This is a genomic window from Modicisalibacter tunisiensis (genome assembly GCF_020148005.1).
Classification (GTDB): domain Bacteria; phylum Pseudomonadota; class Gammaproteobacteria; order Pseudomonadales; family Halomonadaceae; genus Modicisalibacter; species Modicisalibacter tunisiensis.
Genome location: NZ_JAGXFD010000001.1, coordinates 727,157 through 742,306 on the forward strand (window position 1 = coordinate 727,157; position 15,150 = coordinate 742,306).

Below are 15,150 nucleotides of genomic sequence, written 5' to 3' on the forward strand. Positions count from 1 at the left end.
ACTCCATGACCCCTCCCCGTCTCGCCCTGATCACCGGCGGCGCCCAGGGCATCGGCCGCGGCATCGTCGAGGACCTGCTGGCCCGCGGCTGGCGGGTCGCCGCCCTGGATCGCGACGCCGAGGCACTGGCCGAGCTGGACGGCGCCCATCCCGAGACGGCGCTGCTGGCGCTGCGCGCCGACGTGGCCCGCGAAACCGAGGTGGATGCCGCCCTCGCCGGCCTGCGCGACTGGCAGGCCGCCGCCGGCGAACCGCCCGGTCTCGACCTGCTGGTCAACAACGCCGGCATTGCCGACCCGGTCTCGGGTCCTGTCGAGTCGCTGTCGCTCGCCGACTGGCGGCGCTGGCAGGACAGCCACCTGACCGGCGCCTTCCTGTGCACCCGTGCCGCGGTCGCCGACCTGCGCGCACGCCACGGCAGCATCGTCAACATCGCCTCGACCCGGGCCCTGCAGTCGGAACCCGACTGCGAGGCCTACGCCGCCGCCAAGGGCGGCCTGCTGGCGATGACCCACGCCCTGGCGGTGAGCCTCGGCCCCGAGGTGCGCGTCAACGCGATCTGCCCCGGCTGGATCGAGACCGGCCCCTGGCAGAAGGCCGCACGCCGCGAGACGCCCGAGCACCGCGCCATCGACCGCGACCAGCACCCGGCGGGGCGCGTCGGCGAGCCCGCCGACATCGCCGCCACGGTGGCCTTCCTGGCCAGCGAGGAAGCCGGCTTCATCACCGGCCAGCAACTGCCGGTGGACGGCGGCATGACCCGCAGGATGATCTACGCCGAGTGAGCGCCCGCTCGCCGCGAGGCGCGGGCTACTTGAGCCCCCTGTACTGGAACGACAGCGCCTTGCCGTCGATGAACTGGGCCTGGATGAAGCGACGCTCGTCGCCCCAGCGGCAGTAGTCGAAGAGGACGGCGCCGGAGCAGCCGGCGGGCTCGCCGAGTATCGCCTCGACCTCGGCGCGGGTCATCCCGGGGGCCAGCCGGTCGTAGTTGTCCAGGGTCAGGGCGGTGTTGCCGCAGGCGCTCAGCACCAGCATCAGCCCCCCGATCCCGCTCCAGCGTGCCCAGAACCTGGCAAGGCGCATCGTCAGGCTCCTTCCGATGCCAGTTCGCTCTCGAGCGCCTCGAGCGCCTCCTCGGCCTCGAGCCAGGCCTGCTCGAGCGTCTCGACCTCGCCCTTGAGCTCGCCCTGGCGGGCCAGCAGGTCGGTCAGTTCCGCCTTGCGCGAGGCATCGGTGTAGATGTCGGGATCGCCCAGGGCGTCTTCGAGCGTCGCCAGCCGCGACTGGGCCTCGGTCATGCGCTTCTCGACCCGGTCGCGCTCGCGCTTGAGCGGACGCAGCTTCTCGCGCAGCGCCGCGGCCGCGCGACGCTGCGTCTTGCGATCCGCCACGGCGCCGTCGCCGGCCTTGTCGGCCCGGTTCTCGCGACGCTCGTCCTCGAGGCGCGACTTGAGCCAGGCCCGGTAGTCGTCGAGGTCGCCGTCGAACGGCGCCACCGTGCCGTCGGCGACCCGCCAGAACTCGTCCACCGTGGCGCGCAGCAGGTGGCGGTCGTGGGAGACCACGATCACCGTGCCCTCGAAGCCGGCCAGCGCCTCGGTGAGCGCCTCGCGCATCTCCAGGTCGAGGTGGTTGGTGGGCTCGTCGAGCAGCAGCAGGTTGGGCTTCTGCCAGGCCACCAGCGCCAGCGCCAGACGCGCCTTCTCGCCGCCGGAGAAGCGCCCCACCTCGCCGAACACGTCGTCGCCGCGAAAGCCGAAGCCGCCCAGGAAGTTGCGGATCGCCTGCTCGCTGGCCGTCGGCGAGAGCCGCTGCACGTGCAGAAACGGCGTGGCCTTGAGATCGAGTCCCTCGAGCTGGTGCTGGGCGAAGTAGCCGACCGCCAGGTGCTCGCCGGGCACGCGCTTGCCGGCGATCAGCGGCAGCGCGCCGGTCAGCGACTTGATCAGCGTCGACTTGCCGGCGCCGTTGGGGCCCAGCAGGCCGATGCGCTGCCCCGGCAGCAGGGTCAGCTTGACGTCGCGCAGCAGCGGCTCGGCGTAACCCAGCTGGGCCTCGTCGAGCACCAGCAGCGGGTGCGAGGTCTTGTCGGCGGCCGGCAGGGTGAAGTGGAACGGCGAGTCGACATGCGCCACGGCGATGGTTTCCATGCGCTCGAGCATCTTCAGGCGGCTCTGGGCCTGGCGGGCCTTGGTGGCCTTGGCACGAAAGCGCGCCACGAAGCGCTCGATTTCCTCGCGACGGGCCTGCTGCTTGGCGGCCTCGGCCTGCTGCTGGGCGAGCTTCTCGGCGCGGGTGCGCTCGAAGGTGGTGTAGTTGCCGCTGTAGAGCGTCAGCCGGCGCTGCTCGACGTGCACGATGTGATCGCACACCGCGTCGAGGAAGTCGCGGTCGTGGGAGATCAGCAGCAGCGTACCCGGGTAGCGGGTCAGCCATTGCTCGAGCCACAGCAGGGCGTCGAGATCCAGGTGGTTGGTGGGCTCGTCGAGCAGCAGCAGGTCGGAGGGCCGGAACAGCGTCTGGGCGAGGTTGACGCGCATCCGCCAGCCGCCGGAGAACGCCGACAACGGCCGGTCGAGATCGGCCTGGGTGAAGCCCAGCCCGACCAGCAGCCGCGCCGCCCGCGACGGCGCGCTGTAGCCGTCGAGCGCCTCGAGCCGGCCGTGCAGCTCGGCCTCGCGATGCGCCTCGTCACGCTCGCGGGCGGTGTCCAGTGCCGCCTGGGTGGCACGCAGCTCGCGGTCGCCGTCGAGCACGTAGTCGAGAATCGAGCGCTCCAGCGACTCGACCTCCTGCGCCATGTGTGCGATGCGCAGGCCGCCGGCCAGGCTGACCTCGCCCCGGTCGGGGCCGAGCTCGCCGAGCAGCAGCTTGAACAGGCTCGACTTGCCGGTGCCGTTGGCGCCGACGATACCCGCCTTCTGCCCCGGATACAGGGTCAGCTCGGCCGCCTCGAAGAGCGGTTGCGTACCGCGTTGCAGGTCCAGTTGACGCAGTGCGATCATGCCTGTCTCCCATCGTTTCGTCGCTGAAGGCCGCGCCGCTCGTCGACCATGACCGCCCATTCTACCCAATCCGACACCGCCCTGGCCGCCCCCGGGGCTCTCTGGCGTTTCGCCTGCACCTGCTACGGCGCCCCCGGCGTCGCCGGCGCCTGCCTCGCCGCCCAGGAGAGCCTGGACGCCGATGTCTGCGAGCTGCTGTGGCTCGCCTGGCTGTATCGGCTCGGGCTGACCGCGGCGGACGATGCCCCCCGCGCCCTGGCGCCGGTGCGTGCACTCCAGGCCCGCCACACCCGGCCCCTGCGCGCCCGGCGGCGGGCGCTCAAGCCCCTGGCCCGGCCGGGCTCGCCACTCGAGGCATGGCGCGAATACCTCAAGCGCGCGGAGCTCGAGGCCGAACATGCCACCCTTGATGCGTTGCAGGCACTCGCTCGACGCGGCGACGGCGTGCGTGCGCGCCGCGCCGAGGACGGCGATCTCGTCGCGATCTTCCAGCACCATCTGGAAACGCCGGCCACCAGTGCCGAATCCTTCCTGATGCCACTGGCACGGGCGCTGGAGCACGCAGCCACAAGGCCCGTGCTTCCCCCTCGAGGCGAGTAGCACTGGCGTTGCAAAGCCTGTAAGTTCGAAAGTAGAGCGAGGTGCCTGGTCAGGGCTACGCTTGTCTGTAACAACTCGAAACGAGGGCTCGCCATCCTCGGCTAGCGAATCCCTGTAAAAATAAGGAAAGCTTGCGACATGACCCAATCCTCTTCTTCCTCCGGCGAACGCGCGAAGCGCCCCAACGGCGTGCTGCGCGCCCTGAACACGCTCGATCGCATACTGGGCATCATCGAGCGCGTCATCGTGGCCGGCAGCATCCTCGTCATGGCCGCGCTGATGAGCGCCCACGTCGTCGGCAACCTCCTGTTCCAGCAGGGCATCAGCGGGACCTATGAGGTCACCGAGATGCTGATCGTCATCATCACCTTCGTCGGCGTCGGCTACGCGACCCGCAATGCCCGTCACATCAGCATGTCGGCGATCTACGACCAGCTCGGCGGCCACCTGCGCAAGGGGCTGCTGATCATCATCTGCCTCGGTACCGCGGTGCTGATGTTCTACTTCGCCTACAAGTCCGCCGAATACGTCATGACCATCTATGGCCGCGGCCGCGCCAGCGCGTCGCTGCACATCCCGCTGTGGATCATCTATCTCGCCCTGCCGGTCGGCTTCACCCTGGCGGGCGTGCAGTACCTGCTGACGGTGGCCCGCAATCTCGTCAGCCAGGACATCTACCGCTCCTTCAACGAGAAGGAAGCCTATTCCGAGGTGCCCGACGACCTCGACACCTCCGGCGACGACGACGCATCACGCGGCGCCTGACGTTTCAACAAGACCAAGACGAGGACTTTCTTCATGCTGATCTGGCTAGGCGTGATCATGCTCGTGCTGCTGCTGCTGGGATTCCCGATGATGGTTCCCCTGGCCGCGGGCACGCTCTACATGATGTTCACCGGGATGACGTTCTTCGGCCCCGACCAGGCCGTGAGCTGGATGATCAACGGCGTCGGCAGCTGGGTGCTGGCGGCGGTGCCGATGTTCATCTTCGCCGCCGATATCCTCACCAAGGGCCATACCGCCAACCGGCTGCTGGACGTGGTCGATGTCTTCACCCGCCACGTGCGCGGCGGCCTGCCCATCACCACCGCCGCCTCCTGCGCGCTGTTCGGCGCGGTGTCCGGCTCCACCCAGGCCACGGTGGTGGCGATGGGCGGGCCGATGCGCCCGCGCCTGCTGGCCAAGGGCTACAGCGACGACTTCACGCTGGGGCTGATCATCAACGCCAGTGACATCGCGCTGCTGATTCCGCCGAGCATCGGCTTCATCATCTACGGCGTGGTGATGAAGACCTCGATCGGTGACCTGTTCCTGGCGGGCATCCTGCCGGGCCTGCTGATCCTGGCGATGTTCGCCCTGTACTGCTACATCTACTCGCGCATCAAGGGCATCGAGGCGGAATCCAAGGCCTCCTGGAGCGAGCGCCTGCGCGCCATCCGTCGCGTGATCCTGCCCATGGGCTTCCCGGTGCTGGTGGTCGGCGGCATCTACGGCGGCTTCTTCAGTGCCGTCGAGGCCTCGGCGGTGGCGGTGGCCTACGCGCTGATCCTCGAGGTCATCATCTATCGTCAGGTATCGATCCGCGACCTGTGGGGCCTGGCCCTGTCCACCGGCATGATCACCGCGGTGGTGTTCATCCTGGTGGCCATCGGCGCGGCCTTCTCCCAGACCCTGGGCACGGCCGGCGTCCCGGAGAAGATCCTCGGCCCGCTGATCGACGGCATCGGCGACAGTCAGTTCCTGGCGCTGCTGCTGATCGCCGCGTCCTTCTTCATCGGCTGCATGTTCGTCGACCCGATCGTGGTCATCCTGATCCTGGTGCCGATCTTCAAGCCGCTCGTGCAGTCCACCGGCCTGGATCCGGTGCACGTCGGCGTCATCGTCACCCTGCAGGCGGCCATCGGTTCGGCCACGCCGCCCTTCGGCTGCGACATCTTCACGGCCATCGCCGTGTTCCGCCGCCCCTACATGGACGTGGTCCGTGGCACGCCGCCGTTCATCGCCATCCTGGTCGTGGCGACCTTCGTGCTCATCCTCTTCCCGCAGATCTCGCTGCTGCTGCCCTCTCTGGGCGGCGACTGAGCTTGCGGTTCCGCCCCGCCGGCCCGGCTACTCGCCGGGCCGTTTTCATTGCCACCGGCTTGCTCGGCGGGCTACCGGTCACGAGCGGGAGGGCCTGGTGGGAGGGAATTTATTCCCGATGGCGGAGACTCGAGGCTGATTCGTCGCGAATGAATTCGCTCCCACAGAAGTGTGGTTGGATGGGCTTTCGGGGAGGGGCATTGCCGATGGTACCGTAGGGTGCCGTGGCTCGTGGCTCAGCAGCCCGACACACAAAAACGCCCGGAAGCGCAGGCTCCCGGGCGATCACAGCGATAAGCAGGGGGGCGGCGCCGAGGCGGAGGCCTTGGTTGCCCCCACCCCGGCCGTCGGACTTACTGGCTCTTCTTGCTGTCGGCCTTGTCGATCTGGTCGAGCAGAATGTTCAGGGATTCCTTGCCACGCTCGCCGACCATGTCGATGTAGGTCTGGCGCACCGGCTTGGCCAGCTTGCGGAAGGCATCACGCTCCTGCTCGTTCAGGTGAATGATCTTGATGTCGCTCTTTTCCTTGATGGTGTCGAGGCGCTCGGAATTGAACTGGGTCTGGATGTCATGCCCCTTCTGGACCATTTCACCGAGCACCGAGTCCAGCATCTTGTGCTGCTCGTCGGACAGCCCCTCGTACCAGTCCTGGTTGCCGATCAGGTTGGCCACGAACTGCGACTGATCGGCGAAGATCATGTAGTCCTGCACTTCGTAGAAGCCCATGTTCTCGTGGGCGAAGACCGGCTGGATGTTGCCCTCCGCCTGGCCCTGCTGCAGGGCGCTGTAGAGCTCGCCGTAGGCGATGGTGATCGGCGCGGCGCCGTAGGCCTCGTAGGTGGCGCGCAGCAGGCTGTTGTCCATGACGCGGATCTGCAGCCCCTTCATGTCCTCGGGGGTACGGATTTCCTTGTTGGCCGTCCACACCTGATAGCCTTCGGGCAGCGCGCCCAGGGGAACCAGCCCGCGCTTGCGGAACGACTGCTGCCAGGGATCGCTCTTCAGGAAGGCATCGGAGTTGAGGATCTTCGCCGTCTCGAGCTGGTCGTTCGGCATGACGAAGTTGAGGCTCATCAGCTGACTTTCCGGCACGGTGCCGCCCAGGAAGCCGGAGCCGAAACCGATCTGGATGGCGCCGTTCTGGATGGCGTCGTAGAGCGCCGAATAGTTCGACCCCCAGGTGCCGTAGGGAAGCAGCTGCACGGTGACGTCGCCGTCGCTCTTCTCCTCGATCAGCTTCTTGAATTCCTCGGCGTAACCGTACTGGACGCTGCCTTCGGTTTCCTCGAGGCCGAAGCGCCAGGTCTCGGCAAAGGCCGACGAGGCCACCCCGACCAGACCCATGGCGGTAACACCGATCACGATATTGCGCAGTTGCATTGTGCTTGTTCCCCTTGTTGTCGATGTGAGTCCAGAAAAGAGCAAAGGCCCTGCAATGTCAAGATTCCACATGGCGCATGCCGGATGCGGAACACGAGGGCCCCTGTTAGAGTCACAATAGGCGTTTGGCGCCGTTTCCGCTCGCCAACCGACAAGAACATTGGCCGTATCCACAATTCGAGGAGTTTTCATGAAAACACGGTTAACCGCCGTTGCTCTGACACTGCTGTCGACCGCTCCGCTGGCGCTCGCCGCCCCGCAGAGCGACCAGGAAAAGCTCAGCTACAGCATCGGCGTGACGCTCGGCCAGAGCCTGTCCCAGGACATCAAGAACCTGGATATCGACAGCTTCACGCAGGCCATTCAGGACGTCTATGGCGGCAATGACCTGCAGATGAGCAAGAAGGCGATGACCGAAGCGCTCACCACCTTCCAGAAGCAGAAGATGGCCGAGCGCAAGGCCGAGGCGGAGAAGGTCGCCAAGCAGAACAAGGCCAAGGGCGAGAAGTTCCTGGCCGAGAACGCCAAGAAGGACGGCGTCAAGGTCACCGATTCCGGCCTGCAGTACAAGGTCATCGAGTCCGGTGACGGCGCCAGCCCCGACGCCAACGACCAGGTCAAGGTCAACTACGAGGGCAAGCTGATCGACGGCACCGTCTTCGACAGCTCCTACAAGCGCGGCGAGCCGGTCGAGTTCCAGGTCGACCAGGTCATCCCCGGCTGGCAGGAAGCGCTGAAGAAGATGCACGTCGGCGATACCTGGATGATCTACCTGCCCTCCGACCTGGCCTATGGACCGGCCGGCACCGGCGGCCCGATCGGCCCCAACGAGGCGCTGACCTTCAAGGTCGAGCTGCTCGACGTCACCAAGAAGCCCAACGACGCCAAGGCCGACGCGGGCGCCAAGGCCACCCAGCAGGCCACCGACACCGCGAAGAACTGATCCCCCGCACCACCGGCCGCCCGAGGGCGGCCGGGCCCTCGCGCCAGCGGCGCGTCAGGCGCCGTTGCCGGCCCCCGGCCGGCGCACATCGAAGTCGAACCAGCTGCCTCGCCGCCCTTCCGGGGTGGTCACGATCACCTCCGCCCGCCAGCGCGTGACCGACTCGTCGTCGACGCTGTTGACGCTCAACACCCCTTCCCCGTGAAAGTCGCCGTCGCCCCGGTCCTGAAGCACGTAGCGGCGCAGCCCCATGTTGCGGTTGCGGCCGATGAAGGCCACCACGACCCGCTCGGGGCTCAGGCCGTCGACATGCACGTCGAGCGGCAACGGGTGCAGGGGGACGACCGCGCTGCCCAGCGAGAGCGTGACCCGCACGTCACCGCCGAGCCCGGCATGACAGGGCCCCTGGTGCAGCCGGCAGATCCCGTCCGGCGGGTACCAGACGACATCGTTGCTGCCGCCGCGCAGGTAGTAGTGCGCCAGATAGCCGACGGCCACCACCATGGTCACCAGCGTGACAATGATCAGCAGGTTGAGAAACGGCGAGCGAGCGTTGTCGTCGTCGGCATAGGGCATGATCGGGCGGCGGACCTCATCGACAGGCGGGACAATCCGGGTAAGCTTACCAGTTCGCACTCGGGCGTGACGCGCGTAAGGTTGTCGCAGCGCCCTCGTCATGCACGCGACAAGGAGACTCGCCATGTCCGGCGTCCAGGCGGCACTGGGCCCTTTGTTCCTGCTGATCCTGCTCGGCGCCCTGCTGGGGTGGCGCCGCCTGCCCTCGGATACCTTCTGGCCGGCCATGGAGCGGTTGATCTACTTTTTGCTGTTCCCCGCCATGCTGGTGGCGACCCTGGCCACCGCCGACGTCTCGCGCGTGCCGATCGGCCAGGTGGCGATCGTGCTGCTGGGCGGCATCGGCGCCTTCGCCGCGCTGCTGTGGTGGGTCAAGCCATGGCTCGGGCTCGAGGCCCCCGCCTTCACCTCGGTCTTCCAGGGCGCGCTGCGCTTCAACACCTATGTCGGCGTCGCCGGTGCCGCGGCGCTGCACGGCCAGCCCGGCGCCACGGTGGCCGCGGTGGCGGTCGCCCTGATGGTACCGACCATCAACGTGCTGTGCGTGGCCAGCTTCATCGCCGCCGGCACCCTGGGCCCTTCCAGCCTGTCGAAGAGCCTCGCCGCCCTGACCCGCAACCCGCTGATCCTCGCCTGCGTGGCCGGCATTGCGCTCAACCTGAGCGGCATCGGCCTGCCGGGCTGGAGCGAGCGCGCGGTGTCGCTGCTGGGCCGGGCCGCCCTGCCCCTGGGCCTGGTCGCCGTCGGCGTGGCCCTGCGCCCGCGGGCGCTGCTGCGCCTGGACCGCGGCGTGTGGAGCGCCAACCTGGTCAAGCTGGCGCTGATGCCGGCGGTGGTGCTGGCCCTGGGCGCGCTGGTCGGCCTCGACCCGGTGAGCCGCGATGTCACGCTGCTGTTCGCCGCCCTGCCCACCGCGACCTCGGCCTACATCCTCGCCCGCCAGCTGGGCGGCGACGCCGAGCTGATGGCCGCGCTGATCACCGGCCAGACCCTGCTGGCGATGCTCAGCCTGCCGCTGTGGCTGAGTCTGGCGGGCGGCTGACCGTCCACCGGTCGAAGTTGAAAATGATTCTCGAATGCCTTGACGATATAAATGAGAATCACTATTATCAACCTCGTGGTGCTCGCCAGGCACCACACAACCATCGCAGCGACCGTCAGGTTCCTGCCATGGTTATCTCCTCATCAGCTAGTCACGGTCTTGCGGCGGCTCCATCGAGCCGCCGCCTTTCTGTGTGCCTCGGGGAGACCGGAAAGGGAAGGCGCGGCGCGAGGCTCAGCCGTCGTGGCGCTCGAAGATCAGGTCGAAGACGCCATGGCCGAGTTTCTCGCCGCGACGTTCGAACTTGGTCAGCGGGCGGAAGGCCGGGCGCGGCACGTAGACGCCCTCGCTCGCGGTGTTGCGCCAGCCCGGGGCCGCGGCCATCACCTCGGCCATGTGCTCGGCGTAGGGCTCCCAGTCGGTGGCCATGTGCAGCCAGCCGCCGGGCTTGAGCCGCGAGCGCACCAGCGCGACGAACGCCGGCTGCACGATGCGCCGCTTGTGGTGCTTCTTCTTCGGCCAGGGATCGGGGAAGAACAGCTGCACGCCGTCGAGGCCGGCTTCCGGCAGGCAGTGACGAAGCACTTCCAGGGCATCCTCGCGGTAGACACGCAGGTTGGCGAGGCCGCGCTTGTCGGCCTCGTCGAGCAGCTTGCCCACCCCGGGGGCGTGGACCTCGATGCCGATGAAGTCGGTGTCGGGGTGCGTCTCGGCCTGCTCGACCAACGAGCCGCCCATGCCGAAGCCGATCTCCACCACGCGGGGCGCGCGGCGTCCGAACAGGGCGTCGAGATCCTGCCGGCCATCGGCCAGGCGAAGCCCCAGCCGCGGCCAGACCTCCTCGAGCCCGCGACTCTGGGCGGCGGTCATGCGCCCGGCGCGCAGCACGTAACTTTTCACGCCGCGATGTGGACGGGATTCACTGGACTGGGGGGTATCGACGCTCACGCTGGAGTCACTCATGCTCGTTGAAGGATCACTCGTTGATAAGGCCCTGGGTCGGCGAGGACGCCTGGGCATAGGCGCGCCGCGGCATGCGCTCGGCCAGGAACGCCTCGCGTCCGGCCTCGATCGCCTTGCGCATGGCACCGGCCATCACCACCGGATGGCGGGCATGGGCGATCGCCGAGTTCATCAGCACCCCGGCGCAGCCCATCTCCATCGCCAGCGCCGCATCGGAGGCGGTGCCGATACCGGCATCGACCAGCACCGGCACCGTGGCGTTCTCGAGGATCAGCCGCAGGCTGGCCGGGTTGAGCAGGCCGTGACCGGAGCCGATCAGCGAGCCCAGCGGCATCACCGCCTTGCAGCCGCGATTCTCGAGCTCCCTGGCGACGATCGGGTCGTCGCTGGTGTAGACCATCACGTCGAAGCCGTCGCGGACCAGCTCGTCGGCCGCCTTGAGCGTCTCGACCACGTTGGGGTACAGCGTCCTGTCGTCGCCGAGCACCTCGAGCTTGACCAGGTTGTGGCCGTCGAGCAGCTCGCGCGCCAGCTTGCAGGTGCGCACGGCGTCGCTGGCGGTGTAGCAGCCGGCGGTGTTGGGCAGCAGCGTGTAGCGTTCGGGGGAGACGGCATCGAGCAGGTTGGGCGCGTCGGCATCCTGGCCGAGATTGGTGCGGCGCACCGCGAAGGTGACGATCTCGGCGCCGCTGGCGGCCACGGCGGCGGCGGTTTCCTCGAGATCGCGATACTTGCCGGTGCCGACCAGCAGCCGCGAGGTGAATTCGCGGCCGGCGACGTGCCACGGCTGGTCCAGTTGGGGGTCGGTCATGACAACTCCTGGGCTGTTCGAAAAACGGACCGCGTCAGGCCCGGCTGGCCTGCGCAGGACAGGGTGGACGACACGGCTCAACCGCCGCCGATGGCATGCACCACCTCGACCCGGTCGCCCTCGGCCAGGCGCGTGGCCGCATGCTGACTGCGCGGGACGATCTGCTCGTTGACCTCGACGGCGATGCGCCGCCCGGCCAGCCCCAGGGTATCGATCAGGTCAGTGATGGTCGGCTGACCAGCGAGATCATGCCGCTCGCCGTTGAGCTGAATCTGCATGGCTGTCCCTCGGGTAGCGTCGAACGAAAAACGGCCCGTCGGGATCGACGGGCCGTCATTTTAACGCCAAAGAGCGACTCAGACACCCTTGGGCGGCCAGACATCGGCGTCGACCTGATCGGGGCGCTTGAGCACCTTGGGATCGAACACCGGCTCGCTGACGCCGCTGTTGCGCTGGCGCTCATAGTCCTGCAGCACGCGGATGGCGATCGGTGACATGATCAGGATGGCGAACAGGTTGGTGGTGGCCATCAGGCCCATCGCCAGATCGGCGAAGTGCCAGACGAACTCCAGCTTGGCCATGGCCCCGACCAGGGTCATCCCCAGCACCGCCCAGCGCAGCACATGCACCGCCTTCCGGGCATGATGACGGAACAGGTACTCGATGTTGATCGCCGCATAGGAGAAGTTGGCGATGATCGAGGTGAAGGCGAACAGCAGGATGGCGATGGCGATGAACACCTCGCCGAAGGTGCCCAGGTGGTCGACCATGGCGTCCTGGGTCAGCTTGATGCCCTCGATCGACTGGCCGGCATGGCTGGCCAGCATGTCCTGATAGACGCCGGAGAGCAGGATCGCCACCGCGGTGCAGCTGCAGATCACCAGGGTATCGACGAACACCCCGAACGACTGCACCAGCCCCTGGGCCGCCGGGTGCTTGACCGTGGCCTGGGCGGCGGCGTTGGGGGCCGAGCCCATGCCCGCCTCGTTGGAGAACAGCCCGCGCTTGATGCCGTTCTCCATCGCCGACTTGATCGCGTAGCCGGCAGCACCGCCGACCGCCGGGCCGAAGCCGAAGGCGCTCTTGACGATCAGCGCCAGCATCGCCGGCACGGCGGTGAGGTTGGCGAACAGGATCCACAGCGCCACCAGCAGGTAGGCGATCGCCATGAACGGCACGATCCACTCGGCGGTCCGCGCCACCGACTTCAGGCCGCCGAAGATGACCAGTGCCACCACCGCCACCAGCACGATGCCGGACAGCCAGTGCGGCACGCCGAAGGCGCCGTTCATGCCCTGGGCGATGGTGTTGGACTGCGCGGCGTTGAACGCCAGGCCGTAGGCGATCAGCAGGAAGATCGCGAACAGCGAGCCCAGCCAGCGCCAGCCCAGGCAGCGCTCGATGTAGTAGGCCGGGCCGCCGCGGAACACGCCGTCCTCGTTGCGGTGCTTGTAGGTCTGGGCGAGCGTCGACTCGACGAACGAGGTGGCGAAGCCCACCAGGGCGGTCATCCACATCCAGAAGATCGCCCCCGGGCCGCCGACCCACAGGGCGATCGCCACGCCGGCCAGGTTGCCGGTGCCCACGCGCGCCGCCAGCGAGGTGGCGAACGCCTGGAAGCCGCTGACGCCCTCGCCGGCCCCCCGGGCGGTAACGGTGACCTTGGCCATGTGACCGAAGAGACGAAACTGCATGCCGCGGGTCATCACCGTGAACAGGACCCCCGCCCCCAGCAGCAGGTAAACCAGTATGTAACTCCATATGAAATCACTGACGGGCGTCATGACCGCGTACAGGCCGTCGCGCAGGGGCGCGACGAGCGAGGCGAGGGATTCCATGGCATCATTCTCCTGTAGTGTTGTCTGCCGCATTCTGGATCGCGGCCGGCAGCGAATTGTCGTCAGTGGCTGCCGGCAACGGGCCGGCATCATAGCGGCCGGCGCGGGATAACGAAACATGAACGCCGACAGCCGCTTACTGCCTCCCCGTCTCAGGGTAGCCATACAGGAGCCGCTCATCATGCGTTATCGCGCCGCCTGGATCACCATCGCCCTCAGTGGTTTCCTCATGGTCGCCGCCGGGGCCTTCGGCGCCCACGGGCTGCGGGATCATGTCACGCCGCGCCTGTTCGACACCTTCGAGACCGGCGTGCGCTATCAGGCCTGGCACACCCTGGCGATGCTGGCGGTACTGGTCTGGCGGGCACATACGCCGCAACCCGGCCAGGGCTGGGCGCTCAAGCTGTGGGGAGCCGGTATCGTGCTGTTTTCCGGCTCGCTGTATCTGCTGGTACTGACCGGCACGCCGATGCTGGGAGTCATCACGCCGGTCGGCGGCGTGCTGCTGATGGCGGGCTGGCTGGCGCTGGCGGCGAGCGCCTGGCGGGCCCGTGCGCCGTCATCCTGAAGGGGAGGTCTGCCGGGACGTGCCGCTCAGTCGTCGTCCTCGTCGCGATCCGGCAGCACATAGGTCGCGGTGACGATCGCCACCGGTGCGTCGTCACCGGCGGAGAACAGCTCCACCTCGCCCACCGCCAGGCGGCTGCCCAGCTTGACCAGCCGGGCATTGGCGATCAGGTCGCGGTCGCCGCGGGCGCGGCGCAGGAAATGGCAGTTGAGGTCGCTGGTCACCGCCATCGCCTCCGGCCCGATCTGGGCCAGGATCGCCACGTAGAGACAGACATCCGCCAGCGCCATCATGCTCGGCCCCGAGACGCAGGCGCCGGGGCGCAGGTGCTCGTCCTCGATGGCCAGGCTCATGGTCGCGCGCATGTCGTCGACCCCCTCGATGGTGCCCTGACGAAAGGGGAAGACTTCGTCGAGAAACTCCTCGATGGCGGCGGCGGTCATCACGGTCATTGGGGGTCTCCTGGCGCAGGGCTCGGCGTGTCACTGCGCCCAAGATAGCGCAACCCAACCCGGCCGCACAGGGCACAGGCCGCGAGCCGAGGCGCCCAGCGTCAATCCGCCCGCCGGCCGGGCCCGTTACCCTCCCCCGGAAACGGCACCGCCCCCTGCCGTTCATGGCAGGGGGCGGCTTGTGGGGCAGCACACGCCCGGCCGGTCAGCCGGGGCAGGCCAGGGTCACCCCTTGGCCTTGTCCACCGCGCGCCAGTGATGCAGCAGCGGCTCGGTGTAGCCCGCCGGCTGCTCGCGGCCCTTGAAGATCAGGTCCGAGGCGGCCTGGAAGGCGCTGGAGTCGGCCAGGTGCGAGGTCATCGGCGTGTAGGTCGGGTCCCCGGCGTTCTGGTCGTCGACCACCTTCGCCATGCGCTCGAGGGTCTCCCTGACCTGCTCTCGGCTTACGATGCCGTGGTACAGCCAGTTGGCGATGTGCTGGCTGGAGATGCGCAGCGTGGCGCGGTCTTCCATCAGCCCCACGTCGTGGATGTCGGGCACCTTGGAGCAGCCCACGCCGTGCTCGACCCAGCGCACCACGTAGCCGAGGATGCCCTGGCAGTTGTTGTCGAGTTCCTGCTGGATCTCGTCGGCCGACCAGTCGGGGGTCTCGACCACCGGCACGGTGAGCAGATCGTCCAGATAGTCGGTGGCCGGGCGCGACTCGAGGTCCTGCTGCACGGCGGCGACATCGACCTGGTGGTAGTGCAGGGCGTGGAGCACCGCGGCGGTGGGCGAGGGCACCCAGGCGGTGTTGGCGCCGGCCTTCGGGTGGCCGATCTTCTGCACCAGCATGTCGGCCATCAGGTCGGGCATCGCCCACATGCCCTTGCCGATCTGGGCGCG

At 68.1% G+C, this 15,150-nt stretch carries 16 protein-coding genes and 1 pseudogene; 7 read left to right on the top strand and 10 right to left on the bottom strand.

All coding sequences use genetic code 11. The annotated features are described in order from the left end of the window. Positions 1-5: 5 nt before the first annotated feature. On the top strand, positions 6-785 hold the full coding sequence (locus KGQ91_RS03390) for an SDR family oxidoreductase (RefSeq protein ID WP_224420256.1): 780 nt from the start codon (positions 6-8) through the stop codon (positions 783-785). Positions 786-810: 25 nt separating this feature from the next. Here the strand turns inward: KGQ91_RS03390 and bamE are convergent, their stop codons facing one another. After that, positions 811-1,086 carry an outer membrane protein assembly factor BamE domain-containing protein gene (gene bamE, locus KGQ91_RS03395; protein WP_224420257.1) on the bottom strand — a complete coding sequence of 92 codons (276 nt, stop codon included), beginning with the start codon at positions 1,084-1,086 and terminating at the stop codon, positions 811-813. Positions 1,087-1,088: 2 nt separating this feature from the next. Then, entirely contained in the window at positions 1,089-3,008 is a 1,920-nt protein-coding gene (locus KGQ91_RS03400) for an ATP-binding cassette domain-containing protein (RefSeq protein ID WP_224420258.1), read from the bottom strand. A 48-nt stretch (positions 3,009-3,056) separates the two neighbouring features. On the opposite strand from KGQ91_RS03400, the gene KGQ91_RS03405 reads away from it, so the two are divergent. The 3 genes from KGQ91_RS03405 (at position 3,057) to KGQ91_RS03415 (ending at position 5,690) form a co-directional block, all read left to right on the top strand. Further along, positions 3,057-3,608, top strand: coding sequence for a TIGR02444 family protein (locus tag KGQ91_RS03405; protein WP_224420259.1), 552 nt, complete (start codon positions 3,057-3,059; stop codon positions 3,606-3,608). A gap of 138 nt (positions 3,609-3,746) precedes the next feature. Beyond that, the gene (locus KGQ91_RS03410) at positions 3,747-4,373 is read left to right on the top strand and encodes a TRAP transporter small permease (protein WP_224420260.1); all 627 of its coding nucleotides are present in this window, start codon (positions 3,747-3,749) and stop codon (positions 4,371-4,373) included. A gap of 33 nt (positions 4,374-4,406) precedes the next feature. Further along, entirely contained in the window at positions 4,407-5,690 is a 1,284-nt protein-coding gene (locus tag KGQ91_RS03415) for a TRAP transporter large permease (protein WP_224420261.1), read from the top strand. Between the two features lie 353 nt (positions 5,691-6,043). Here the strand turns inward: KGQ91_RS03415 and dctP are convergent, their stop codons facing one another. Further along, the gene (gene dctP, locus KGQ91_RS03420; protein WP_224420262.1) at positions 6,044-7,072 is read right to left on the bottom strand and encodes a TRAP transporter substrate-binding protein DctP; all 1,029 of its coding nucleotides are present in this window, start codon (positions 7,070-7,072) and stop codon (positions 6,044-6,046) included. A 190-nt stretch (positions 7,073-7,262) separates the two neighbouring features. Here dctP and KGQ91_RS03425 point away from each other — a divergent pair, with 190 nt between their 5' ends. Beyond that, positions 7,263-8,015 carry a BamJ family beta-barrel-assembly machinery protein gene (locus tag KGQ91_RS03425; protein WP_224416276.1) on the top strand — a complete coding sequence of 251 codons (753 nt, stop codon included), beginning with the start codon at positions 7,263-7,265 and terminating at the stop codon, positions 8,013-8,015. A 54-nt stretch (positions 8,016-8,069) separates the two neighbouring features. On the opposite strand, the gene KGQ91_RS03430 is transcribed toward KGQ91_RS03425, so the two are convergent. Then, the gene (locus KGQ91_RS03430) at positions 8,070-8,591 is read right to left on the bottom strand and encodes a hypothetical protein (RefSeq protein ID WP_224416275.1); all 522 of its coding nucleotides are present in this window, start codon (positions 8,589-8,591) and stop codon (positions 8,070-8,072) included. Between the two features lie 124 nt (positions 8,592-8,715). Between KGQ91_RS03430 and KGQ91_RS03435 the strand changes: the two genes are divergently transcribed. Further along, positions 8,716-9,633, top strand: a complete 918-nt coding sequence (locus KGQ91_RS03435) for an AEC family transporter (RefSeq protein ID WP_163649640.1) — start codon at positions 8,716-8,718, stop codon at positions 9,631-9,633. Between the two features lie 234 nt (positions 9,634-9,867). Here the strand turns inward: KGQ91_RS03435 and trmB are convergent, their stop codons facing one another. The 4 genes from trmB to KGQ91_RS03455 form a co-directional block, all read right to left on the bottom strand. Next, positions 9,868-10,596: a tRNA (guanosine(46)-N7)-methyltransferase TrmB gene (gene trmB, locus KGQ91_RS03440; RefSeq protein ID WP_224416273.1), complete on the bottom strand. Its 729-nt coding sequence runs from the start codon at positions 10,594-10,596 to the stop codon at positions 9,868-9,870. A 13-nt stretch (positions 10,597-10,609) separates the two neighbouring features. Beyond that, complete coding sequence (locus KGQ91_RS03445; RefSeq protein WP_163649638.1) at positions 10,610-11,407, bottom strand: thiazole synthase; 798 nt, start codon at positions 11,405-11,407, stop codon at positions 10,610-10,612. A 77-nt stretch (positions 11,408-11,484) separates the two neighbouring features. Then, entirely contained in the window at positions 11,485-11,685 is a 201-nt protein-coding gene (thiS, locus tag KGQ91_RS03450) for a sulfur carrier protein ThiS (protein ID WP_163649637.1), read from the bottom strand. Between the two features lie 78 nt (positions 11,686-11,763). Further along, positions 11,764-13,245, bottom strand: coding sequence for an alanine/glycine:cation symporter family protein (locus KGQ91_RS03455; protein WP_224420263.1), 1,482 nt, complete (start codon positions 13,243-13,245; stop codon positions 11,764-11,766). Between the two features lie 181 nt (positions 13,246-13,426). Between KGQ91_RS03455 and KGQ91_RS03460 the strand changes: the two genes are divergently transcribed. Next, positions 13,427-13,813, top strand: a complete 387-nt coding sequence (locus KGQ91_RS03460) for a DUF423 domain-containing protein (protein WP_224420264.1) — start codon at positions 13,427-13,429, stop codon at positions 13,811-13,813. Between the two features lie 26 nt (positions 13,814-13,839). Here the strand turns inward: KGQ91_RS03460 and KGQ91_RS03465 are convergent, their stop codons facing one another. Both KGQ91_RS03465 and KGQ91_RS03470 read right to left on the bottom strand, forming a co-directional pair. Beyond that, positions 13,840-14,265: a PaaI family thioesterase gene (locus KGQ91_RS03465; protein ID WP_163649634.1), complete on the bottom strand. Its 426-nt coding sequence runs from the start codon at positions 14,263-14,265 to the stop codon at positions 13,840-13,842. A gap of 225 nt (positions 14,266-14,490) precedes the next feature. Next, positions 14,491-15,150 (bottom strand): annotated as a pseudogene (locus KGQ91_RS03470) (malate synthase G); the annotation flags it as partial.